This is a genomic window from Rhizobium sp. Root1203, from assembly GCF_001424945.1.
Lineage (GTDB): Bacteria > Pseudomonadota > Alphaproteobacteria > Rhizobiales > Rhizobiaceae > Rhizobium.
The window spans coordinates 379,027-401,484 of the sequence record NZ_LMCW01000001.1 but is presented as its reverse complement, the minus strand read 5'-3'; the positions used below and the strand labels follow the sequence as shown (position 1 = coordinate 401,484).

At 61.9% G+C, this 22,458-nt stretch carries 16 protein-coding genes; 9 read left to right on the top strand and 7 right to left on the bottom strand.

The window, feature by feature from the left end:
- Positions 1-119 precede the first annotated feature (119 nt).
- Positions 120-2,057: a methyl-accepting chemotaxis protein gene (locus tag ASC97_RS01965; RefSeq protein WP_057466669.1), complete on the bottom strand. Its 1,938-nt coding sequence runs from the start codon at positions 2,055-2,057 to the stop codon at positions 120-122.
- Between the two features lie 312 nt (positions 2,058-2,369).
- Between ASC97_RS01965 and ASC97_RS01960 the strand changes: the two genes are divergently transcribed.
- Both ASC97_RS01960 and ASC97_RS01955 read left to right on the top strand, forming a co-directional pair.
- Positions 2,370-3,116: a TlyA family RNA methyltransferase gene (locus tag ASC97_RS01960; RefSeq protein ID WP_057466668.1), complete on the top strand. Its 747-nt coding sequence runs from the start codon at positions 2,370-2,372 to the stop codon at positions 3,114-3,116.
- The gene (locus ASC97_RS01955; protein WP_057466667.1) at positions 3,113-4,363 is read left to right on the top strand and encodes a class I SAM-dependent RNA methyltransferase; all 1,251 of its coding nucleotides are present in this window, start codon (positions 3,113-3,115) and stop codon (positions 4,361-4,363) included. The genes ASC97_RS01960 and ASC97_RS01955 overlap by 4 nt, the downstream gene beginning before the upstream one ends.
- Before the next feature lie 93 nt (positions 4,364-4,456).
- Here the strand turns inward: ASC97_RS01955 and mcpU are convergent, their stop codons facing one another.
- The 3 genes from mcpU to ASC97_RS01940 all read right to left on the bottom strand — a co-directional run bounded on the left by mcpU (position 4,457) and on the right by ASC97_RS01940 (position 9,287).
- A complete protein-coding gene (mcpU, locus tag ASC97_RS01950; RefSeq protein ID WP_057466666.1) occupies positions 4,457-6,544 on the bottom strand; it encodes a methyl-accepting chemotaxis protein McpU in 2,088 nt (695 codons plus the stop codon).
- Between the two features lie 200 nt (positions 6,545-6,744).
- Positions 6,745-7,497, bottom strand: coding sequence for a crotonase/enoyl-CoA hydratase family protein (locus tag ASC97_RS01945; protein ID WP_057466665.1), 753 nt, complete (start codon positions 7,495-7,497; stop codon positions 6,745-6,747).
- An 8-nt stretch (positions 7,498-7,505) separates the two neighbouring features.
- Positions 7,506-9,287 carry an acyl-CoA dehydrogenase gene (locus tag ASC97_RS01940; RefSeq protein WP_057466664.1) on the bottom strand — a complete coding sequence of 594 codons (1,782 nt, stop codon included), beginning with the start codon at positions 9,285-9,287 and terminating at the stop codon, positions 7,506-7,508.
- Between the two features lie 305 nt (positions 9,288-9,592).
- On the opposite strand from ASC97_RS01940, the gene ASC97_RS01935 reads away from it, so the two are divergent.
- Positions 9,593-10,588, top strand: a complete 996-nt coding sequence (locus tag ASC97_RS01935; RefSeq protein WP_057466663.1) for a transporter — start codon at positions 9,593-9,595, stop codon at positions 10,586-10,588.
- Between the two features lie 51 nt (positions 10,589-10,639).
- On the opposite strand, the gene ASC97_RS01930 is transcribed toward ASC97_RS01935, so the two are convergent.
- A complete protein-coding gene (locus tag ASC97_RS01930; protein ID WP_057466662.1) occupies positions 10,640-11,155 on the bottom strand; it encodes a BA14K family protein in 516 nt (171 codons plus the stop codon).
- Between the two features lie 155 nt (positions 11,156-11,310).
- Here ASC97_RS01930 and ASC97_RS01925 point away from each other — a divergent pair, with 155 nt between their 5' ends.
- Complete coding sequence (locus tag ASC97_RS01925; protein ID WP_057466661.1) at positions 11,311-12,318, top strand: glycoside hydrolase family 25 protein; 1,008 nt, start codon at positions 11,311-11,313, stop codon at positions 12,316-12,318.
- 69 nt (positions 12,319-12,387) lie between these two features.
- Here ASC97_RS01925 and ASC97_RS01920 read toward each other — a convergent pair whose 3' ends face one another.
- Positions 12,388-13,632, bottom strand: coding sequence for an aromatic ring-hydroxylating oxygenase subunit alpha (locus tag ASC97_RS01920; protein WP_057466660.1), 1,245 nt, complete (start codon positions 13,630-13,632; stop codon positions 12,388-12,390).
- Positions 13,633-14,048: 416 nt separating this feature from the next.
- Here ASC97_RS01920 and ASC97_RS01915 point away from each other — a divergent pair, with 416 nt between their 5' ends.
- The 5 genes from ASC97_RS01915 to ASC97_RS01900 all read left to right on the top strand — a co-directional run bounded on the left by ASC97_RS01915 (position 14,049) and on the right by ASC97_RS01900 (position 18,782).
- The gene (locus tag ASC97_RS01915; RefSeq protein WP_057466659.1) at positions 14,049-14,657 is read left to right on the top strand and encodes a DUF6656 family protein; all 609 of its coding nucleotides are present in this window, start codon (positions 14,049-14,051) and stop codon (positions 14,655-14,657) included.
- A 123-nt stretch (positions 14,658-14,780) separates the two neighbouring features.
- A complete protein-coding gene (locus ASC97_RS01910) occupies positions 14,781-15,755 on the top strand; it encodes an L-threonylcarbamoyladenylate synthase (protein WP_057466658.1) in 975 nt (324 codons plus the stop codon).
- 20 nt (positions 15,756-15,775) lie between these two features.
- Entirely contained in the window at positions 15,776-17,203 is a 1,428-nt protein-coding gene (locus ASC97_RS01905; protein WP_057466657.1) for an FAD-binding oxidoreductase, read from the top strand.
- A gap of 385 nt (positions 17,204-17,588) precedes the next feature.
- On the top strand, positions 17,589-17,723 hold the full coding sequence (locus ASC97_RS35880) for a hypothetical protein (RefSeq protein ID WP_274534133.1): 135 nt from the start codon (positions 17,589-17,591) through the stop codon (positions 17,721-17,723).
- 54 nt (positions 17,724-17,777) lie between these two features.
- Positions 17,778-18,782 carry a sterol desaturase family protein gene (locus tag ASC97_RS01900; protein ID WP_057466656.1) on the top strand — a complete coding sequence of 335 codons (1,005 nt, stop codon included), beginning with the start codon at positions 17,778-17,780 and terminating at the stop codon, positions 18,780-18,782.
- A 129-nt stretch (positions 18,783-18,911) separates the two neighbouring features.
- On the opposite strand, the gene ASC97_RS01895 is transcribed toward ASC97_RS01900, so the two are convergent.
- Positions 18,912-22,193, bottom strand: coding sequence for a DUF1217 domain-containing protein (locus ASC97_RS01895; protein WP_057466655.1), 3,282 nt, complete (start codon positions 22,191-22,193; stop codon positions 18,912-18,914).
- Between the last annotated feature and the right edge of the window lie 265 nt (positions 22,194-22,458).

The following is a 22,458-nucleotide window of genomic DNA, read 5'->3' as shown; positions in this document are numbered from 1 at the left end:
TGCAGCGGTTCCGGAAAAATGGAAGCCCGCCTGCCGCAACCGCCGAGGATTCCGCAAACAAAACAGGGCGGCCCTTCTCGACCGCCCTGTTTCCGCTATCACCGGATCTCCGGGACGACTCAGAATTCCGTCCAGTCTTCCTGAACAGCCGTGGCCGTTGCGGCCTTGCCGCCGAAGGCCCTGGCAACCGTTCGCGTCAGAGCCCGTGCCGGCGAGGCGGCGGGACGCGAGCCGCCGTTGGCGACGCTTGCCCTCGGTGCTTCGGCACGCTGCTGACCGAGGTTGAACTGGCGCAGCAGTTCGTCCAGCGCGCCCGCCTCCTGGGCGAGCGAATGGCTGGCTGCGGTCTGTTCCTCGACCATGGCGGCATTCTGCTGGGTGCCCTGGTCCATGTTGTTGACCGCGGTGTTGATTTCCTGCAGGCCGACCGATTGTTCGCGCGTGGCGGTGACGATGGCGCTTACGTGCTTGTTGATCTCCTGCACCGCGCCGACGATCTCGGTCAGCGCCTTGCCGGTTTCGTCAACAAGCGAGACACCGGCATTGACCTGCGTCCCTGATGTATTGATCAACGCCTTGATCTCCTTGGCGGCGTTGGCCGAGCGTTGTGCCAGCTCACGCACCTCCTGTGCGACGACGGCAAATCCCTTGCCCGCGTCGCCGGCACGCGCCGCCTCGACGCCGGCGTTCAGCGCCAGCAGGTTCGTCTGGAAGGCGATATCGTCGATCACGCCGATGATGTTGCTGATCTCGCCCGACGACTTTTCGATCTCCTGCATGGCGGTAACGGCCTTGCGGACGACCTCGCCGGATTTCTCTGCGCCGAGGCGCGTGCGCTCGACCAACTGGCCGACATCCTCCGCACGCCTCGCGGAATCGCGGACCGTCGTCGTGACCTGTTCGAGCGCTGCTGCGGTTTCCTCGACGGCCGCGGCCTGTTGTTCGGTCCGGCGCGCCAGATCGTCTGCGGCTGTGCGGATTTCACCGGCACCGGCGTTGATCGCCGACGCATTGTGGCCGACGGACTGAAGGGCGGCCCGCAGCTTGTCGACGGCATTGTTGAAGTCGTCACGCAGGCGGTCGAACTGCGAGGCGAAGGGCGTGGAGATCCGGATGGCAACGTTGCCGTTGGCAAGATCGGACAGACCGCCGGCAAGAGCGTCGATGGCGAAGCGCAGTTCGCCCTCCTCGCGGACCTTCTGCTCGTCGCTTGCCTGGCGCTGGCGTTCGGCGTCGAGGCGCATGCGGTCGGTCTCGCCGGAAAGCCGCTGCTTCTCGATCGCGGCATCCTTGAAGACCAGAACCGACTGGGCCATGCGGCCGACTTCATCGTGACGGTCAAGCGCGGGGACGTCGATGTCGTTCTGGCCCCCGGCGAGCCTGCCCATCGCCGTTGTCATGCCGACGATCGGACGGACGATGCTGCGCGAGAGCTGCCAGGCAAGAGCGATCGCTGCCAGGGCAGCGGCGATCCCCCCGACGAGGAGCGTCATGCGGAGATCGCTGCCGGCATCGGCCTGGACGGCGGCAAGCGCATTCGATTCATCACGCGCCGCCGCCTTGATCTTGGCCGATGCCTGCCGGAAGCCGTCCAGCTGGCCCTTGGTTTCGTTGACGCCGATCTTGACGATCTGGTCGACGGGCATGTCGGTTTCCTTGCGAGCCTTCGACTGCGGCTGGGCCAACTGGCTGAAATAGAGATCGGCTGCCTTCTGCATCCCGTCGATCTGCTGGATGAAGTCGCTTTTGCCGGCTGCCGTTTCCCGGGCGGCGGCGATCGCCTTCAACATGCGCTCGCGGTTGGCGAAGATGTCGCCATAGGTACTGTCGCTGCGAAAGAGGAGGAAGCCGCGCAGGTTGACTGCCTGTTCGAGCATGGCCTGCAGGGCATCGTCGATCTGGTTGACCAGACGCTCCGATCGCTTCTGCTCTTCGGAGGCCGCAGCGACGGCTCCGGCCTTTGAGTAAACAAAAGCGGAAACGGACAGAAAGATAAGGATCAGCGCTGCGAAAGTCGCGGCGAGCTTACCGTTCAAGGACATGTTTCTTGCAAACATCAGTCAGTCTCTCCAGACGGCTCAAAGCCATGGGACATCGGGCATGCGATGCATGCCTCACAAAATTCGCGGATAGGGAACACGATCGGCAGCTGCGGGCACCCGTCCATCATGGCGGATGCGGTTTCGATCAACCGCTGCAACGCCTCCGACTCTATTAGGGGAGACTTTAAAATTGCTTAAGTTTGTGCGTCGCAACATGACCGGCAAGAGGAATCGTGGCACGGACTCGTGGAGCAAAGCCCCTTCCCCGACAGTCGGCCAACGAACAAAAGGCTTGCAACTGCGGGCTTTGCCCTGCATGGACAGGCCATGTCCGATCAAAACACACAACGCCTCGACCAACTTCTCGTCAGCCTTGGCCTCTTCGCCAGCCGATCGCGCGCCCGCGACGCCGTGCAGCGCGGAACCGTCAAGGTCGGCGGCAAGGTGGTGACGAAGGCCGGCGCCCTCTTCGGTGAAGATGCCGCCATCGAAATCGACGATCCGGCGCAGGATTACGTGTCGCGCGCCGCCTTGAAGCTGACAGCGGCGCTCGATCATTTCAAACTCGACCCCGGCGACCACCACTGTCTCGATGTCGGCGCTTCGACCGGCGGCTTCACCGAGGTCCTGCTGGAGCGCGGCGCGGCGCATGTGACCGCAGTCGACGTGGGCCACGGCCAGATGCATCCGCGCCTCGCCGGCAATCCCGATGTGACCAACATCGAGGGGCTGAATGCCCGCAATCTGGTGGCCGAAGACATCGGCCATCCCCTTACGTTCATTGTCTCCGACGTTTCGTTCATATCCCTCAAGCTGGCGCTGGCGCCCGCGCTCGACATCGCCGAGTCCGGCGCTGCGGCGATCCTGCTCGTGAAGCCGCAGTTCGAAGCCGGACGCGACGCAATCGGCAAGGGCGGAATGCTGAAGGATCCCTCCTCCGCGCCTGCTGTTGCGGCTGAGCTGGAGCGCTGGTTCGTCGAGGACATGGGCTGGACGAGCCTCGGCCTCATCGCCTCGCCGATCGCCGGCGGTGACGGCAACCAGGAATTCCTACTCGCAGGGACAAAACCGTGAGCACCGAGACAGTCACCATCCAGAAGCTGGGCGCGCAGGGCGACGGCATCTTCAACAGCACCAACGGGCCTGTCTACGTGCCTTTCGCGCTGCCGGGCGAAACCGTCGCGATCGCGCGGGTCAAGGACCAGGGGACGGTGATGTCGATCGCCACGCCCTCGCCGGACCGGCAGGAACCGCCGTGCCGCCACTTCGGCCCGGACGGTATCAACGGCACCTGCGGGGGGTGCACCCTGCAGCACCTGAGCGATGCGCCCTACCGCGCCTTCAAGCGGCAGCTTGTCATCGACGCGCTGAAATCCAAGGGACTGACGCCCGAGGTCGACAAGACCATCGCCGCTCACCCCGGCGAGCGTCGCCGTGTCGTCTTCGCGGCACGGAAGACCGAAAAGGACATGCTGATCGGCTTCAACCAGGCCGAAAGCCATCATATCGTCGCCATCGAGGAATGTCCCATCTCGTCGGCAGCCATCATCGCCAGGCTGCCGGCGATCACGGCCATCGGAGCGGCGCTGGCCAACAGCGCCGAAGCCTTCCGCATTTCCGTTCTCGAAACCTTGCCCGGCCTCGATATCGCCGTTGACGGCATCAAGAAACTCTCCGACCCGCAGCGCCGAAAGGCGATCGAGACCGTGCTGGCGCTTCGCGGCATCGCGCGCGTCTCGCTCAACGGCGAAATCCTCGTCGAGCCGTCGAAGCCGATCGTCGATTTCGGCGGCGTGAGCGTCTCGCCGCCGCCCGGCAGCTTCACGCAGGCGACGAAGCCTGCCGAGGAAGCCATGGCTGCGCTGGTGCTTGCCCATGTCGGCAAGGCCAAGCGCATCGCCGATCTCTTTGCCGGTGCAGGCACTTTCTCGCTACGGCTTGCCCGGGTCGGGCGCGTGCACGCCGTCGAGAGCGAAGAGAAGCCGCTCGCGGCACTCGACCATGCCGCGCGCAACACGCAGGGGCTGAAGCCCGTCAGCGTCGAGAGGCGCGATCTCTTCCGCCGTCCGCTGATGACGGCGGAACTCAAGGTCTACGACGCCGTCGTCTTCGATCCGCCGCGCGCCGGTGCCGAGTTTCAATGCCAGGAACTCGCCCGCTCTGCAGTGAAGAAGATCGTCGCCGTCAGCTGCAATCCGCTGACCCTGGCGCGCGACCTCGCCATTCTGGTCGCCGGCGGCTACCGCATCACCGGCGTCACGCCGATCGACCAGTTCCTCTGGACCTCGCATGTCGAGGTGGTGGCAACCCTCGAGAAATAGCCGCTCGCGGGCACGCCAATCAGCCAATCCAAACCACAAAAGGAAAACGCCCGCGGCTAGCGCGGGCGTTCGACGTTTTGGAACGGTTACCGGTCAGGCGGCGCGGCGGGTCGATGCTGTGCCGTAGGACTTGGCCGACAGATTGAACTGTGCGAGCAGCTGCATGAGCTTTGCCGCCTCCTGCGCCAGGCCGTGGCTCGCTGCCGTCTGTTCCTCGACCATGGCAGCATTCTGCTGCGTGCCCTGGTCCATCGTGTTGACGGCCGTGTTGATCTCCGCGAGGCCGGTCGACTGTTCGCGCGTCGCGGTGACGATCGCCTCGACGTGGCGGCTGATTTCCTGCACCTGGCCAACGATGGCTTCGAGCGCCTTGCCCGTGTCGCCGACCAGCGTCACGCCGGAGCGGACCTGGGAATTCGACGCCGTGATAAGGGTTTCGATCTCCTTGGCCGCCTGCGCGGAGCGCTGCGCAAGCTCGCGAACTTCCTGTGCCACGACCGCGAATCCCTTGCCCGCCTCGCCGGCGCGCGCCGCCTCGACGCCGGCATTGAGCGCCAGCAGGTTGGTCTGGAAGGCGATGTCATCGATGACGCTGATGATGTTGGCGATCTTTTCGGAAGACTGCTGGATCTCCGTCATTGCAGACACCGCCTTGCGGACGATGTTTCCGGACTCCTCTGCGCCGGAGCGGGTGCGGGAGACCAGACCGCCGACGTCTTCGGCACGGCGGGCCGTATCCTTGACGGTCGTGGTGATTTCCTCAAGAGCGGCAGCGGTTTCCTCGACCGAGGCAGCCTGCTGTTCGGTGCGGCGGGCAAGGCCATCGGCAGCGGTGCGGATTTCCGTGGCGCCGGCATCGATTGCGTGAGCGTTGTTGCCGACCATCTGCAGGGCGCCGTGCAGCTTGCCGACGGCGGTGTTGTAGTCATTGCGCAGGCGATCGAGGTTTGCTGCAAAGGGCGTCTCGATGCGGTGGCCAAGATCGCCATCGGAAAGCGCACCGAGCGCACCGGCGAGAGCGTCGACCGCATGGCGGATTTCGGCTGCCTCGCGGTTCTTCTGGACCTCGCGGTCCTGGCGCTCGCGCTCTGTCAGCGCGCGGCCCGACTCGGCCTCGCCTTCCAGGCGCTCACGATCGACGGCGTTTTTCTTGAAGACCGCGACGGCTTCGGCCATCGAGCCGATCTGGTCGGTGCGATCCTCGCCCGGGATGACGGCCGAAAGGTCGCCGGCGGCGAGCCTCTGCATGGCGGCCGTCATGTCGGTGACCGGGCGAATGACGAGACCGTGCAGCAGCCAGGCCATTGCGGCGATCATCAGGCCGACGGCCAGGATCGTCGAGATCGTTGCGGCGATGCGGAATTCGTTGAGCGAGGCGAAAGCGGCGTCGCTGTCGACCACGAAGCCGAGATACCATTCGACCGACGGCAAGCCGGCAACGGGCATGAAGCTGACGAGCACGTCCTTGCCGCCAAATTCGGTCTCGACCAGATTGCTCGATATCGACGGCGTTGCAGCGGGGAAGGCATCGGCGAGCGTCTTCGTCACCAGCTTGGCATCCGGATGGATGACGATCTGGCCGCTTTTGTTGACGAGGAAGGCGGTGCCTTTGCCGCCGAGATCGATCTCCTTGATCATGTCGACCATCGACTTCAGCGAGAAGTCGCTGCCGACGACGCCTGCAAGCTTGCCGTCGCGGCTGACGGGAACCGCGGCGCTGATGATGAGATCGCCGCTGGAGGCATCGGTGTATGGCTCGGTCATGATGCTGGCATTGGCCTTGACGGCATCCTGATACCAGGGACGCTTGCGCGCGTCATAGCCGTCCGGCATCGGCAGCTTGGGCCACATGGTGAAGACGCCCTGCTCGTCGCCGAAGTAGGTGCTGACGAACTGGCCGGTGAGGATATCGTTCTGCAGAACGCCTTCGACGCCCTTCTGATCGCCGGCGCGGCCTACAGCGTTGGCGGCCATGGCGGTCAGCGTGACGCGACCGTTCATCCAGTTGGCGAGGCTGCGCGCGGCCTGCTCGCCCGAGGAGCGAATATTCGCCTCGATCGCGGCAGTCGCGGTGTTTCGCTCGACGGAGTTGATATAGTAGGAAAAGGCGGCAAAGGCCGCGAGGACAACGGCGGACGCAGCAAACAGGATGCGCGTCATCAGGTTCGTCTTCTTTTTCAAGGAAATTCCTTTCGGGGAGCGGTCCGCGTCGCTCCATGCGAAGACGCGGGCCTCTCGATGCGGTGTGATGCTGGGCAAAGCGAAAGCGAAGCGCCTCATGCGCCTGGACGACAGCGATCGAGGCATGCCGTCAGACCCCTAATATTAGAGGGGTATTTAAAACAGGCTTAAAATTCGACGAAAATCAAACTTTTCTAACCTTAACGCCGCATGAAGGCTTCGAAAGCTGCCCGCGCTTCGGCACTTTGCAGGCGTGCCGAGAAATGGCGGGCTTCCTCGTCTATGCGGGCGATGATCTCTTCACGATCACCCCGAACGAGGTCGCGAGAGATGCGCACGGCCTCCGGTGGCTTGGCGGCGAGCGTTGCCGCAATCGCCAGCGTCATCGCCTCCACGTCCTCCGCTGCGCAAAGCTTCCAGACGAGCCCGGCATCTTTCGCTTCGTCGCCGGAGAATGCCTCCCCTGCCACGAGAAGCGCGAAGGCACGCTGATGACCCATGATCCGCGGCGCGACGAGGCTGGACGCAGCTTCCGGCACCAGCGCGAGATCGACGAAGGGCGTGCGGAACTGGCTGCGCGCCGAGGCGACGGTCAGGTCGCAATGGAGATGCATCGTCGTGCCAACACCGATTGCGAGCCCGTCGACGCCCGATACGACAGGTTTTCGGGATTTCACCAGGGCATAGAGGAAGTCCAGGACCTCGCGCGGCATGCCGCCGCCCATGGCAACAGCCAGGAAGTCGCCCAGGTCGTTGCCTGCGGAGAAGCAGCCTGCGGTGCCGAGGAAGGCCGTCGCCCCGATCGATCGATCGTCATCGGCCGACGCGAGCGCCTCGGCCATCTTCGAATACATGGCCCGGGTGATGGCATTCTTCTTTTCCGGACGATTGAAGCGGATGATCTGGACACCGGGAAGGGTCGCAGACTGTTCTACGATGATGTGATCGGTCATTTGGGCTCCTAGGCTAGAACGGCTTTTGCGGCACCGGCCAGGCTTGCCGCACCGTTGACGACGGTATCCTTCAGTGCGGCCGTTTCGGCGAGCAGGTTTTCGGCGGCAAAGCGGCAGAGCGCGATACGGCTTGCGCCATCGCCGTCAGCCGCGTCGGCAAGGCCGCCCTTGGCGAGGTAGCAGCCGGTCAGCACCAACCCGAACAGACGCTGATAGGGCGTTGCCCCGGCGAGTGCATCTGCCGTCCGGCCTTCTGCCAGTTGCGCCAGCAGCCAATCGGTCGCCTCGGCAAGGTCGGCAATCGCCACATCGAGCCGTTGCGCCGTCGTTCCGAAGCCATCCAGATTGGAGCGGCCGACGTCGGCAGCGATCGCGGTCAGGTCGCCGATCAGCGCGCGAACCACAGCGCCTCCGGAAAGCGGCAGCTTGCGGGAAACGAGATCGATCGCCTGGATGCCGTTCGTGCCCTCGTAGATGGGAGCGATGCGGGCATCGCGCAAATAGCGGGCGGCGCCGGTCTCCTCGATGAAGCCCATGCCGCCGTGGACCTGAATGCCCAGCGAGGCGACGTCGACGCCGACATCCGTCGCGAATGCCTTGGCGATCGGCGTGAGCAGCGCCGCGCGTTCCTGCCAGTGCCGGGTGCGGTCCGGCGCGCGGTGCGCCATGTCGGTCGCGTGGGCGCAGGTATAGGCGATGGCGCGGGCGCCCTGCGTCAGCGCCTTCATCGTCAGCAGCATGCGGGCGACATCGGGATGTTCGATGATCGGGCTCATGCCGGTGCCGGTCCAGCCCGGCGCCTTGCCCTGCGTGCGCTCCCTGGCGTAGGCAATCGCCTTCTGTGTCGCGGCTTCGGCAATGGCGACGCCCTGCATGCCGACCGCGAGGCGAGCGTTGTTCATCATCGTGAACATGCAGGCGAGCCCCTTGTTTTCCTCTCCGACGAGCCAGCCGATGGCTCCCTTCCCGTCGCCGAATTTTCCGTCGCCGTAGATCATCGTGCAGGTCGGAGATCCGTGGATGCCGAGCTTGTGTTCCAGCGAATGGGCGAACAGGTCGTTGCGGGCGCCGAGCGAGCCGTCGGAATTGACGATGAACTTCGGCACGAGAAACAGCGAGATGCCCCGCGTTCCGGCAGGCGCGTCCGGCAGGCGGGCAAGCACGAGGTGAATGATGTTTTCCGCGGCGTCGTGCTCGCCCCAGGTGATGAAGATCTTCTGGCCCGATATGCGGTAGGTACCGTCACCGCGGCGCTCGGCGCGTGTCTTGAGCACACCGAGGTCGGAACCGGCATGCGGCTCGGTCAGGTTCATCGTACCGGTCCATTCGCCGGAGACGAGCTTAGTGAGATAGATCTGCTTCAGCGCGTCGCTGCCATGCGCATAGACCGCTTCGATCGCCCCCATGGTCAGCGTCGGGCAGAGCGCGAAGGCCATCGAGCCCGAGTTCCACATTTCCAGGGCTGCCACGTTCAGCATATGCGGCAGGGCCTGACCGCCGAACGCCTCAGTTGCCGTCAGGCCGTTCCAGCCGCCTGCGATCCAATTCCGGTAGAGATCGCGCCAGCCGTCCGGCGTCGTCACCGTCCCATCGGCAATACGCGCGCCCTGGCGGTCGCCGACGTCGGCAAGCGGCGCAATCTCGTCGGTGGCGAGACGCCCGGCTTCGGACAGGATGGCATCGACAAGATCGTCACCAAGATCGCCCAGCAGGCCGTCGTCCATCGCCTGGCCGAGACCTGCGACGTGCTTCAGCGTGAATGCAATTTCCTCGACGGGCGCCTTGTACATCGGTGTCTCCTCACATCGCTGGCCGGATCGGTTCTGTCGATTTCCGTCCTGCCCCTCCGTCGGCAGAGCTAATTGATTTTTACGTAAGCGTCAATTTCAAACTTGGGTTCACGGCGGCCAATACGCCACGCCGGCGAAGCGTCAAACTGTCACGAAACTGCAAAGTAACTGTCATAGAGAAGCTCTATGGCATGGTCCCCAACAGGGTCTCGCCGCTCGGCGGGACACCGTGCTCCCTTCGTGGCCGGCGATACCCGGGATCGTTCAGATCGGGGACACCCGCAGTCGCAGAGGACCGGCGAACCATGGATACAATGCCAGTCAGCATACCGGGCCTCGTCTGGGCATACCGGTTTCCGCGGGAAGGCGGCAAGGCGATCCGGCTGCAAAACAGCGCACTCCCGACCGAACTGACAGGTGGCGGCGGCTTCTACTGGCTGCATCTCAACCTTGCCGATGCGCGCGTTCCGGCGCTGCTGGATACTCTAGACGGGCTGACCGCCGACACCAAGGCGGCGCTGACGACACATGATACGCATTCGGCGATTACCGTCGACGAGCACATGCTCTATGGCACCCTTGTCGATTGCCAGCGCGAATTTGACCATGAGACCGCCGATCTCGGCTGGCTGCATTTCGCGATATCCGACCGCTTCATCATCACCACGCGACTGCAACCCTTGCGTAGCGTCGAGCGTGCGCGCGGCCTGCTCGAGAAAAATCCGGCAAAGATTGCACGTCCCGTCGATCTCTTCGAGTTGCTGGTGATCGAGTTCCAACGCACCCTGATCTCCATCGTCATGGAGATCACCGAGGAACTGAACGTGATCGAGGACTACGTCTACGACAATGCGCCTCGCGACGAGCGGCGGCGGCTGGCGCCTGTCAGGCGCACGGTCGTCCGGATCCACCGGCACCTCAGAACGGTTCTGACCCTCATGCGCCGCGCGGCCGCATCCGATGACGACGAGATGCCTTTCGGCTTCGAGGACATCGCGGGGCGGCTGACGAGCCGGCTCGAATCCGTCGATCACGACATCTATGCGCTGCAGGACCGGGCCCGGCTGCTGCACGAGGAAATCGACTCCAAGCTTTCCTCGGAGACGAACCGCCACCTCTATATCCTGTCGATCATGACGGCCTTCCTGCTGCCGCCGACGCTGGTCACCGGCTTCTTCGGCATGAACACGGCAAACCTGCCCTTCGCCCAGGGCACCAACGGCACCGAATACGCCATCGGCCTGATCATCGCGTCGATCGCACTGGCATGGTGGCTGCTCAAGCGGGTCGACATTCTCTGAATCGAAAAGCCCGGCATCGCTGCCGGGCCTGTCGTTGAAATGTGTACCGCCTCAATAGGGCGAAACGCACTGCCTGCGGGGACCGCTGTTCGGCTGGAAGGTGTTGTCGTAGGCGCGATAGGAGCGGTAGCGCGACGCACACCAATCAACATGGGCCGAGCCGGCCGGCTCGGCATAGCGGGGCTGCGAGGCGATCGAACCGCCAATGACGGCGCCGGCGCCGAAGGCAGCCAGCGGATACCAGTAGCCGTTATACTGGCGATAGCCGGGACGATAGTAGCTGTAACCCTGGTAACCGCCATACCAGCCCGGCCGATAGGCTGGACGATAGGCGGGAGCCGGGCGGTAGCCGGGATAGTAGCCGGGCCGGTAACCGGGGCGATAGCCGGGGTAATACCCAGGCCCGCCGCAGCGGCCGTAGCGGCAATACTGGACAGTCTGCACGTCGCCGGATTTCTCCAGCTGCGGCCCGGCAGGCATCTGCGTCGCCTGTGAAGGCACGAAGCCCGTCAGAAGCATCAGCGACGATGCAATCGCAATAACTGCCTTTTTAAATGATCTGACCATACAAACTCCCAATTCGGATCGGAATAAACGTAGCATGAAACGGACAGCGCGCGAGATTGTTCCGATTCGCTTTTTTTCGCGCCGGTGGGTGGCTTTCTATTTATGAGCAATGCCAGATTAACCGGACATTAACCAGTTTTCACCAGGCTCGTTTCATGAAGCGATACCGTGGAAATCTCATACTCCGCTTTCTGCTTCTGGCGCTCGCTGCCGGAGCGCCACGGTATGCCGGAGCCAACGACACGCTCCCCTGGAACAATCCCGCAAATGCCATCGTGGTCGATGCGTACGAGCTGAACGAGATCGACTGGCTATCGCTGCTATCCGACAAGCGGATCGGCGCCTTCATTTCGAAAGCCTCGGACGGGCTGCCGGAGAGCTTTGCCTGCACCGGCGATCATGCCGGCGATACCGTCGGCCACTGCAAGACCATGTGGCGCAAGTATGCCGTAAGCCGCGAACTGTTCCAGACTCGGCGGCTCGTTGCACGCGCAGCCGGTCTGCTCTGGGGTGCCTATCATCTGGCAAGGCCCGGCAATCCGATCGACCAGGCGAACCACTTTCTGGAATATGCCGATCCGAAACCCGACGAGATGATGATCCTCGACCTGGAGGGCGTCGATCCTCGGAAATACATGTCGCTGGAAGATGCGCAGATCTTCGTCGGCCACATCAAGGCGCGCACCGGCCGCTACCCCGTGCTCTACACCAACCATGACACGGCCCGCTACATCGCCGCCTACCGCAACGACTATCCGGTACTGGCGCGCCTGCCGCTCTGGTATGCGCGCTACAAGCCTGAGGTAAAGGGCGTCTTCCCGATGGGGAACTGGGACAACTACCTTCTCTGGCAATTCTCCTCCGGGATCAATTGCAGCAAGCGCCGCTGCCCCTACCGCGTTCCCGGCACGCTCACCGATATCGACGTCAACGTCGCCCCGATGGGCAAGGCGGAACTGGCGAAGATCTGGCCCCAGGGCAATCTTCTGCCCGCCCGCGAGCCGGATCCGCCGCTTATCCTGGCGAAAATCGAGATGGAGCCGCGGGAAACGCCGCCGGCGGCGGTGGCGTCGCTTTCTCCACAGCGGCCCCTGCCAGATGCAATGGTCACGTCGTCAGTCCCGCAACATGAAGTCAACGCGCTGAACTATCAGGATTTCTGAGCGAAGAGGCAAAAAACGACGCCGCCTTGCGAAGAAGACGGCGCCGCTTTTTCTGGATATCGGAGCAGGTCAGGCGACGACGGAAAGCTTGGCCTGGTCGCCCTGCAGGCGGTTGACCATGAAATTCCCGTACCATTCCAGGAACTGCATCACGCCGCCTTCGTGCAGCGCCGAATACGGACCGGGCTCATAGGCGGGCGAATGAATGCCGAAGGCGTTTTCCTCCACGATCCGGCGGTCCTGATCGTTGGTCTCGGTCCAGACGTGGGTGAGTTCCTCGAGATTGTAGTCGACGCCTTCCACTGCATCCTTGTGGACCAGCCACTTGGTCGTCACCGCGGTCTCGTTGGCGCTGAGGGGCAAGACGCGGAAGGAGATCGCGTGATCGCCGAGGATGTGGTTCCACGTCGTCGGATAGTGAAACAACAGCATGGCGCCGATCCGGTCGATCGTCACGTCGTCCGACAGGGGACGGCCGACAGCGCGCTTGCCGGACATGGTGTAGCTCTCCGCATCCTCGATCAGCGGCATGCGGGCAGTACGGAACTGGCCGTCCGGAGAGATCTGGAACTTGCTCGGAAGGCCGGCGGCCTCGCAGCGTGCCCAGTGGCCGGCGATTTCAGGGTCATCGGCGCCGCCATCGGTGCCGGTGACGCTCGGTGCTTCCGGGTATGTCCGGCACAGCTCCGGGTGATTGGCGGCACAGTGATAGCACTCGCGGTTGTTTTCCCAGACGAGCTTCCAGTTGCCCTTCTCGATGATCGTGCTCTGGAAGGCGACCTTCGCATCCTTCAGGTGATGCGGCATCATATAGGGAGATACCATGTCGCGAACGGGCTGGAAGTCGGGCGCCTTCTCTGCGAGGCAGATGAAGATATAGCCCGCGAAGCTCTCGCAATGGACAGGCTTCAGGCTATAGCCGCTCTTGTCGAAGTCATCGCCCATATGGCGGGCGAACGCGAGCTTGCCATCGAGATCGTAGGCCCACTGGTGATAGGGACAGACAAGGCGGACCGACGAGCCGTGGTCCTTGGTGCACACACGCGAACCGCGATGGCGACAGCTGTTGTGGAAGGCGCGGATGACATTGTCCCGGCCGCGAACGATGACAACCGGATACTGGCCGATCTGCACCGTGAAGTAGGCACCGGGCTTGGGGAGTTCGCAGTCATGGCCCATGAACAGCCAGTCGCGATAGTAGATCATCTCCATATCGAGCTTGAAATAATCCTCATCGATATAGAAGGGCTGCTCCAGGCTAAAACCTTCGCGGCGGTTCTTGAGCTGCCGCAAAACGTTGCTGCGAATATCCATCTGCACATCCTCGTCTATTCGGGCGGTCGCTTGCTGGAAGACGAAAGCCGCGGGAAGCCTATACTCCCTCCCGTCAGGAGACATTCTTCATGATTTGCATTTAACCACCGCCCACGCCGGTGCCTTGGTTTTAAAGCGACATCGGCTTCGAAAATGACGACAGGCACCGGACCACTGCAAAAAGGAGGCTCTACGCGCCCGCTGGCAAACGGTGCAGCGCAATTATCGCTGATCGCGACACGGCTAAAACCCAATGGCTTTATCAGTCTGCGAACGCTTCTCGGCATCCATATCCTGTTTGCGACATTCGCCGCTACAAGTTTTCATTCCGGTGCAACCACACCCGGCGCTTAATCGGTCCTTAAGCATGAACTGCCTATCCTTCTGTCATATTATCAGTATGCGGAATGCGAGACATGGCGAAACTTCGTTACTTCGACGCAAGCAAGGGTCCGGACGGACAGAACGCCGAGCCGATAGCCCCGCATTCCGAATTCTTGCGAACCGGCAAGATCACGCGGCATCGGGCCCATTGGCTCGCTGCCGAACGCCGCTACCTGACCCACGAGGAGGTGGCCGACAAAACCGGCCGCAAGCTGCAGTCCGCGGGGGAAAAGACGCATCACAACATCAACGCCTTTCACCGCACGATCCAGTTTCCGAAGATGCTGTTTCATCGGACGCTGAAGGACAGCCCGCATCTCGGCTACTGCCATGTCACCGCAGCGCGGACAAAGTTCGCGCATTACGAGGACGTCAGCTGGGCCTTCTACATCGCCAACTTCTACGCTGACATCGGCGACAACGACAACTTCTTCGAACGCATCGACGTGCAGTATTCGCGCATGTATTTCGCGGTGGCGATCAGGCCGGGCGAACACACGCCGGAGAAAATGACGATCGACCGGACGGTGCGCGGCAACGGCCTGCTGTTCCGCACTCACGACCCCCAGATCGCGATCAAGAACGTGCTGCTGCTTGGAGCGCGCAACGAACAGCTTCGCGAGATCATCCGTCAACTCTGATCGGATCACTGGCCAACTCTGATCGAGATCATGCTCGCCGCGATCGAGATCTTCCGGCAGCTCCGATATTGATCGGAGCGCGCGGAAGGCATAAGGACTGCCTGAAAGAAACCCGGGCGGGACATGGCTGAAATCATCGACATCACGAAGGACAGGCGGCGGGCGATCGAAGCCGGCTGCGCCGTGCTTGGCGACGGCTTCCCGATCGCCATTCCGACGGAGACCGTCTACGGACTTGCGGCCGACGCCACCAACCCGGCTGCCATCGCGCGAATCTACGAGACCAAGGGCAGGCCGCGCTTCAACCCGCTGATCTGCCATATGGCCGATCTCGAGATGGCCGAGGAGTATGCCGCGTTCGACCCGATCTCGCGCGCATTGGCAGAAGCCTTCTGGCCCGGTCCCCTGACCATCGTGGTGCCGCTGAGGCCGCACAGCGCGATCCACGGGCTTGCAACCGCCGGGCTGGATACGGTCGGCATCCGGCTGCCCAGGGGCTTTGCCGGCGACCTGATCCGTGCCTTCGGGCATCCGCTCGCAGCACCCAGCGCCAACACGTCCGGCAAGATCAGCGCCACGAGCGCGGCTCATGTCGAGGCCGATCTCGGCGACAAGATCAGGTTGATCCTCGATGCTGGGGCGAGCGCGGTCGGCGTGGAATCGACCATCGTCAAGGTCGAAGCCGGCCGGTTGAGGCTTCTGCGCCCGGGCGGGCTGGTTGCATCCGAGATCGAGCGCGTTGCCGGCCGCAGATTGCTGCGCTCCGGCAAGGCGTCTGCCGCGATCGAGGCGCCAGGAATGCTCGCCTCCCACTATGCGCCGGGTGCAGCGGTTCGCCTCGATGCGACCCACATCGATGAAGGCGAGGCATTGATCGCATTCGGCGCGGCTCCGATTGCCGGGTCGGAACATGCCCGGATCGTCCTCAATCTCAGCCGGAACGGCAATCTTGCCGAAGCGGCCGCCAATCTGTTCGACTACATGAAACAGGCCGACGCCAGCGGCGCTGCGACGATCGCGTTTTCCGCCGTTCCCGACGAGGGCCTCGGCGAAGCCATCAACGACCGGCTGCGGCGCGCCGCGGCACCACGAGAGTGATTTAAAAGGATCAAGGCTTCATGAGCAGCGTTTCACCCGAACTTCTCGACCGTTTCGCAGCCATTGTCGGCGACAAGTATGCCTTGCGTACCGAGGCCGACCTCGCGCCGCACCTGATCGAGAACCGCGGCCTCTATCATGGCGCCTCGCCGCTGCTGCTGAAGCCTGCGAATGTCGAGGAGGTGTCCGCCATCCTCAAGCTTGCCAGCGAGACCGGCACCGCTGTCGTACCGCAGACCGGCAACACCGGCCTTGTCGGCGGACAGACGCCGCGCGAAGGCCACTCCGATATCATCATTTCGCTCGAGCGCATGAACAAGATTCGCGATGTCGATCCCGTCGCAAACGTACTTGTGGCGGACGGCGGCGCGATCCTTGCCGAAGTCCAGAAGGCTGCGGAAGCCCATGGCAGACTCTTCCCGCTCTCGCTCGGCTCCGAAGGCTCGTGCCGGATCGGCGGGAATCTGTCGACGAATGCCGGCGGTACGGCCGTGCTGGCCTACGGCAACATGCGCCACCTCTGCCTCGGGCTCGAAGTGGTGTTGCCCACCGGCGAGATCTGGGATGGCCTGCGCCGCCTCAAGAAGGACAATACCGGCTACGACCTGCGCGATCTCTTCATCGGCGCGGAAGGCACGCTCGGCATCATCACCGGCGCCGTCCTGAAGCTTTATCCCCAGCCGCTCGGCAAGCAGGTCGCCTTTGCCGGCCTCAACTCGGTCGAAGAGGCGCTGGCGCTCTTCAACCTCGCCTCCAGTCTCTGCGGCACGTCGCTGACCGGGTTCGAACTGATGCCTCGTTTTGGCGTCGAGATCACTGCCCGCCACATCGACGGCGTTCGCGATCCGCTGGAATCGGAGCATCCCTGGTATCTGCTGATCGATATCTCGACGTCCGATTCGGCCGAGACGGCGGAGCGGATGATGACAGCCCTGCTGGAGCAGGGTTTCGAAGCCGGCCTGGTGCAGGACGCGGTGATCGCATCCTCCGTCGCCCAGCAGAAGGCGCTGTGGCATATGCGGGAAAGCATGTCGGAGGCACAGAAACCGGAAGGCGGGTCGATCAAGCACGATGTGTCCGTGCCGGTCTCGACGGTACCGCAGTTCATGCTGGAGGCCGGCGAAGCGGTGATGGCTGCCATGCCCGGCGCCCGCATCTGCGCCTTCGGCCACATGGGAGACGGGAACATCCACTACAACATCTCCCAACCGGTCGGGGCCGACAAGCAGGCATTTCTCGACCGCTGGCACGAGATGAACGCCATCGTTCACGGCCTGGTGCTGTCTCACGGCGGCTCGATCTCCGCAGAACACGGTATCGGACAGCTGAAACGCGACGAACTCGCCGCCATCCGGCCGCCGATCGAAATGGATCTGATGCGCAGGATCAAGCGTGCGTTCGATCCCGCCGGCATCATGAACCCTGGCAAGGTCGTCACCGTCGAATAGCCGCTGGTCCTCTTGTTTGACCGCTTTCGAAGAGCGCCTCGTTCCGGCAAGAGGCGCGCGTTTCCGCTTGTCCCCGCAATGCTATTGCAATGTTCGCGCTTGAGAAGGGTTCGCATCACGTGAGCGGAAAGAAGGCGGATGCGGAAAACTCCCATCCGCTTGTCTTAGGAGAGGACAGGCTTGATGCACCTAAAACTAATTGTCTTATTAGCTCATATCCCGCTTGCGGCAGTTCCGGCCTCGCCGACAGCATCGACAGCCACCGTAGCCTCGGGCGTGCATGCTCAATTGATTCGCGATCGATATGATCCCTGCACGGACGGACGGGTCACCGACGGGCGGCCCCACACTTGCGCCGAGGTGCGAGAATGGCTGGACGACGACTATGACGATTATTTGCGCTTTTCGAGCCGCCGTCGCTACACGCGCGAGCCATTTCCGTGCAACGATGGGCGATCTCGTCCATGCTGGCATCGTCGCCAATGGCTCGATGGCCGAGACCGGTATTGAATTTACATGATCCAACATTTCGTAACGAACGGAATGCAATCGCAAGCCGAGGCACCTCCCACCCATGAAATATCTAGCTTCACTAATCCTTTGGCCGGGCCTGTATTTCGGGGGACTATTGAGCACCTATTTTGCTCTGTCGACCTCGAGGCCGATCCTCTGGTTCAATGTCATCTATTTCGTGATTGTGGCGCTTCTGGCTGTCTTCGAGCGCCTCATGCCTCATTCGACCGACTGGCTTGAACCGGATGGCGAGACGATCAACAATATTGCTCACACCCTCCTGACCAAGGGCCTCGTACAGGCAGCGGCGATGATCGGCGCATCGTTCCCAATGGTGCTGGCTTTGGTCGCCTTGCCGCCCGTTCCGGATGCATCATCGCTTTGGCCGCACGCCTGGCCGATGCCGGTTCAGGTGTTGTTGGCACTCGTCATCGCCGAGTTCGGACTCTATTCCGCCCATCGGCTGGCGCATGAACACCTTGCTCTCTGGCGGTTCCACGCACTGCATCACAGCGTCACCCGACTATGGGTCGTCAACACCGGCCGGTTTCACTTTTTGGACTCGCTGTTCAAGATCGTGGTCAGTCAAGCGCCGCTCTATCTTCTCGGCGCCCCCCTCGACGTCTTTCTCTGGGTCGGCGCGGTCACGGCATTTACGGGGCTCTTGACTCACTGCAACGTGGAAATGCGGACGGGGATTCTAGACTATGTGGTGAGCACACCCCGCTTGCACCGATGGCACCACTCGATAAATCTTGAAGAGGGAAACAAGAATTACGGAGAAAATCTCGTCGTCTGGGATCTGTTGCTTGGCACCTATTTCAACCCAAACCGTCCTTCATCAACGACGATCGGCATAAGTGGCACCGTCGCAACCAACTTTTGGGGACAGTTGCGACAGCCCTTCACTCGGAAGGGAACGCGCGAACTCCTCGGCAAGCGACCCAAGGTCGAGCAAAAACGACGTGAACCAGAGGTATCAGGTGACGTGGGTCGCACGACCGCGACGGTGGGCAGCGGCAACCCGCTCGGCACCGTGAGCATCAAGCAGAACCCCTCCGGCTGAGGGGCTGCGCTTTTCGGTTCTTCCAAGCGCCCTGGAGTATCCGCTTCTCTTCGAATTGCGAAGACACTCCGTCTTTTTGATCTACGCAACTGCGGGCGGCAAAAGCCGCGACGCAGTTTGCTGGAGCTGTCAGGATGTCCCGCCATTGGTGAGGATGCTCAAGGCGGTCGAGGTGCCGCCATTGTTCGCGAGATCGTACATTGCGGTGAAGCGCTTCATCAGCTTGTCCACCTTTTTCGGATCCTGCAGATCGTCGAGGTTGACGAACTTCTTCAGCAGATCCACCTGCTTGTCGACATCCATGCTCGAAATACCCTTTGGCAGGCTGTAGGTGGTGGAGATCACCTCAAACAGCGCCTTGTCGCCAAGGATCGTGTAGAGCGAGGTGATATTCGGAGCCTTGCGGGAGAAATAGAGTGCGAGGCGAACACCATCGTTGCTTTGGCCCTCCTGCGTTTCGAGCGTCTGCTGGAGGAAGCTCTGCTGGGTGCGATCTTCGGCGCCGGTATTCTGGATCGTTCCGATCTTGGCGCGGGTGAGCTCGCCCTTCGTATCGAAGTTGAAGTCGGCGACGATTTCCTTGAACTTGGATTCCGCCTTCGTGTTCAGGTAGCTCTTCTTGTCTGCGGGATCCGAGGTGAAAATCTTCCTCAGCGTGTCCACGTCGTATTTCTTCGGGTCGAGGCCATTTGCCTTCAAGACGAGGCTCGTCAATTTGTCGTTCGACAGGAAGTCGTCGAGCGATTTCACTTCGGCCATGCCTTTTGCAAAGGCGTCGACGGCAGCGGTGGCATCCTTGGACGCCTTGTCCTTGAGGGCACCGTCGGTCATGCCCATCAACGCACGCGACTTATAGTCCGTCGCATACTTCGCTAGGACTGCCGGAGACAAAGCCTGGACTTCCGATGCTATCTTGCCATCGCTTCCGAAATTGAAAGCCCGGACGAGGTTGGTGATCCGCTCGTCCTTGAACGAGGCGACATAGCCTTTCGGGTCGTAGGGATCGCTCTGCAGGAGTTTGCGCATCACCGAGCGCGGCACGTCCTGTTCCGTCAGGCCATAGGCGCGGAGTGCGACCTGGTAGGGGTCGGGCAGCTTGTCGTTCTTCGTGTCGAGATCGGCGGTGGCGTTCGTGCGCAGAAAATCGTTGATCTTCTTGATGTTCCCGTCGGTCATCCGCTTCTTGTAGTTGGCGACCGTATCGTCGATTTCCTGCTGCTGCGCATCAGCGTAGCGCTTGTCGTAGAAGTTGACCGTATCCATGAGTTGCGGGCTCGTCTGCGGGCCGGAGGCCGGCACGGAAGAGCCATCGGCGGCGAAGCTGAACGCCGCGTTGACGTTGCTGAAGCCGTTTGCCGCGGCAAAGGTCGGATCGGTCAGGATGCTCTTCAGGTCCGCATCGCTGATATTGACCGGCATCCCATAAGTGGATTTGAGGAAGCTTGACAGCTTTTGATCCGAGATCAGCTGATCGACGTTCGAGACAGTGCTGATCGTGTTCTGGAAATAGTCCAGATTTGCGCTTGTCTGATAACCGGTGGTTCGGGCCTGGCTTGCCGACTGCGCGTTGACGTCAGCCGGAACGCTGCCGTCGGGAAGGAAATTGAAAGCCGCGTTGACGTCGTCATAGCCAAGAAGGGCGGCATAGCTCGAATCCGTCAGAATGCTTTTCAGGTCCGTGTCGCTCAAGGTCAGCGGCATGCCGAATGCGTTCTTGATATAGCTGGTGAGACCCGAATTTGCGATCAGGTCGTCGACATTGGTGATCTTGACGATGTTGGTCTGATAGTAGCTGTCAACTCCCTTGGCCCTGTCGGCCATCGCGGCCATCTGGTCGGAGGTCTGCGTGCCAAAGGAGGCGGCAAGCCCGCCCGTGGAAGTGAAGTTGAAAGCCTCGTGCAGGCTGCTGAAGCCCATCGTGGCGGCGGCGTTCGGATCCGTCAGGATCGTCTTCAGGTCGGCATCGCTCGTCGTGGACGACACGCCGTAGGCGTTTCGCAGATAGCTGTTGACGCGCGTGTCGGCGAGCAACTGGTCGACATTGCCGAAATCGCCCACGGCTGCGCTAAAATAGGATCCGTTCGAGCCCACCTTCACGATTGTCGCGTTGAGCTGCGTGTCCGACTGGACCTTCGGGCCGGTCAAGGTGCCATCCGCCTGGAAATTGAAGGCGGCGTTGATATCGCTGTGTCCGACGCTGGTCGCATAGGCCGCGTCCGTCAGGATGCTTTTCAGATCGGCATCGCTGAAATCAGGGGCCAGTCCATAGGCGTCCTTGATGAAGGCCGTGGTTTTCTTATCCGCGATGAGGTCGTCGACCGTTGTGATGGTTCCACCGGCGATCTTGTTGGCGTAGTCGCTTGACTTGCTCGTTCCCTGCGCGACAACCCTGTCTGTTTGAGCGGCTGTCTGGGGACGCGCCGTCGACCCGAGCGAGCCATCCGACTTGAAGTTGAACGCCTGGTAGACGGCGTCGAAATCCAGCGACTGGGCGGCGTAGGTCCGGTCCGTGAGCACTTCTTTCAGTGCAGCGTTGCTGAAATCCGCGCCCATGCTGAAAGCTGTCTTGATATAGGATGTCAGCCTCTTGTCGGCCAGCAGGTCGTCGACGCTGGTGACCGCTCCGATTTTGGACAGGTAGTAACTCTTGTTGTAATCGGCGGCAGCCTGCGTGACGACCGACGGAACAGTGAGCGTATACTGCTCCATGACCGCGTCCTTCTGCGTCGCAGTTTGAGCCGCACCCGTTACCGTGCCATCGGCGTTGAAGCTGAACTGTGCCGCCAGCGCCTTGTACTTGGCGTTTCCGTTGACGTTCACGAAGCTGGCGGGATCGTTGAGATCGCTGGTCAGCACCTGCGTCAGGAAATCCTTGGAAACATAGGTGGGATCGATGCCGTAGGCCTTCAGGACGAAGGTGCGAAGGCGGGTGTTACCGACGAGTTCGGCGACGTTCTGAACCTTGTCGATGGCGGTACCGTAGTATTTGGTCTCCGCATCGGCGTTCTTGCCCTCGTCGGCAAACGATTGCGTGTACAGGCCGATCAGATCGTCTTCCTGGGCATCGCTCTGCGCATCGGCGGCAGGCGTAGAGAAGTTGAAGGCAGCCGCGAATTCCTTGTAGCGCGAGTCCGACAGCTTGTTCGCGAAACTGTTGGCATCCGTCAGGTCGCTCTCGAGAACCTTTTTCATGAAGGCCTTGGCATAGGTCATGTCATCGAGACCATAGGCCGTCATGGCGTAGCTGTAGAGGCGATAGTTCCCGAGGAAGTCGTCTACGTCTTTGACCTTGTTGATGTTTTCTTCGTAATACTCGGCATCGCGCTTGACCGTGGCTTGGGAAGCGACGCGGTCGAGACTCTTCTGCATGTTCCCCGACACAATATTGTAGGCAATCGAAGCAGAGATCATAACACGCCCTTTTTCGGCAAATTCTTTAAAGAATGACAGACTGGCTCTGCGTCATTTTGCAATAAAAAGCTTACCCGAGACTTACCCGGGTTGTGTCGCACAATGGCACACCGCGCGTTCACCCTCCGGAAACCTTGCCGCGTTCGCTTTTGATAACCATCCACGCAGGCAAAGTTTTCTTAACCGCAATTTTTAAGCTGTCCGGAAGTGCCGGCGCCTATTGTCGAGCCATAGAGGGCGAAAAAGCCCCGAGGAGAAGACCGGA

Bases quoted from the DNA above. Each gene is read 5' to 3' on its own strand.
- ASC97_RS01905 (WP_057466657.1), top strand. From the start codon at position 15,776: ATGAGCAGCGTTTCACCCGAACTTCTCGACCGTTTCGCAGCCATTGTC.
- ASC97_RS35880 (WP_274534133.1), top strand. From the start codon at position 17,589: ATGACGATTATTTGCGCTTTTCGAGCCGCCGTCGCTACACGCGCGAGC.
- ASC97_RS01900 (WP_057466656.1), top strand. From the start codon at position 17,778: ATGAAATATCTAGCTTCACTAATCCTTTGGCCGGGCCTGTATTTCGGG.
- ASC97_RS01925 (WP_057466661.1), top strand. From the start codon at position 11,311: ATGAAGCGATACCGTGGAAATCTCATACTCCGCTTTCTGCTTCTGGCG.
- ASC97_RS01935 (WP_057466663.1), top strand. From the start codon at position 9,593: ATGGATACAATGCCAGTCAGCATACCGGGCCTCGTCTGGGCATACCGG.
- ASC97_RS01930 (WP_057466662.1), bottom strand. From the start codon at position 11,155: ATGGTCAGATCATTTAAAAAGGCAGTTATTGCGATTGCATCGTCGCTG.
- ASC97_RS01915 (WP_057466659.1), top strand. From the start codon at position 14,049: ATGGCGAAACTTCGTTACTTCGACGCAAGCAAGGGTCCGGACGGACAG.
- ASC97_RS01960 (WP_057466668.1), top strand. From the start codon at position 2,370: ATGTCCGATCAAAACACACAACGCCTCGACCAACTTCTCGTCAGCCTT.
- ASC97_RS01920 (WP_057466660.1), bottom strand. From the start codon at position 13,632: ATGGATATTCGCAGCAACGTTTTGCGGCAGCTCAAGAACCGCCGCGAA.
- ASC97_RS01945 (WP_057466665.1), bottom strand. From the start codon at position 7,497: ATGACCGATCACATCATCGTAGAACAGTCTGCGACCCTTCCCGGTGTC.
- ASC97_RS01910 (WP_057466658.1), top strand. From the start codon at position 14,781: ATGGCTGAAATCATCGACATCACGAAGGACAGGCGGCGGGCGATCGAA.
- ASC97_RS01940 (WP_057466664.1), bottom strand. From the start codon at position 9,287: ATGTACAAGGCGCCCGTCGAGGAAATTGCATTCACGCTGAAGCACGTC.
- ASC97_RS01895 (WP_057466655.1), bottom strand. From the start codon at position 22,193: ATGATCTCTGCTTCGATTGCCTACAATATTGTGTCGGGGAACATGCAG.
- ASC97_RS01965 (WP_057466669.1), bottom strand. From the start codon at position 2,057: ATGTTTGCAAGAAACATGTCCTTGAACGGTAAGCTCGCCGCGACTTTC.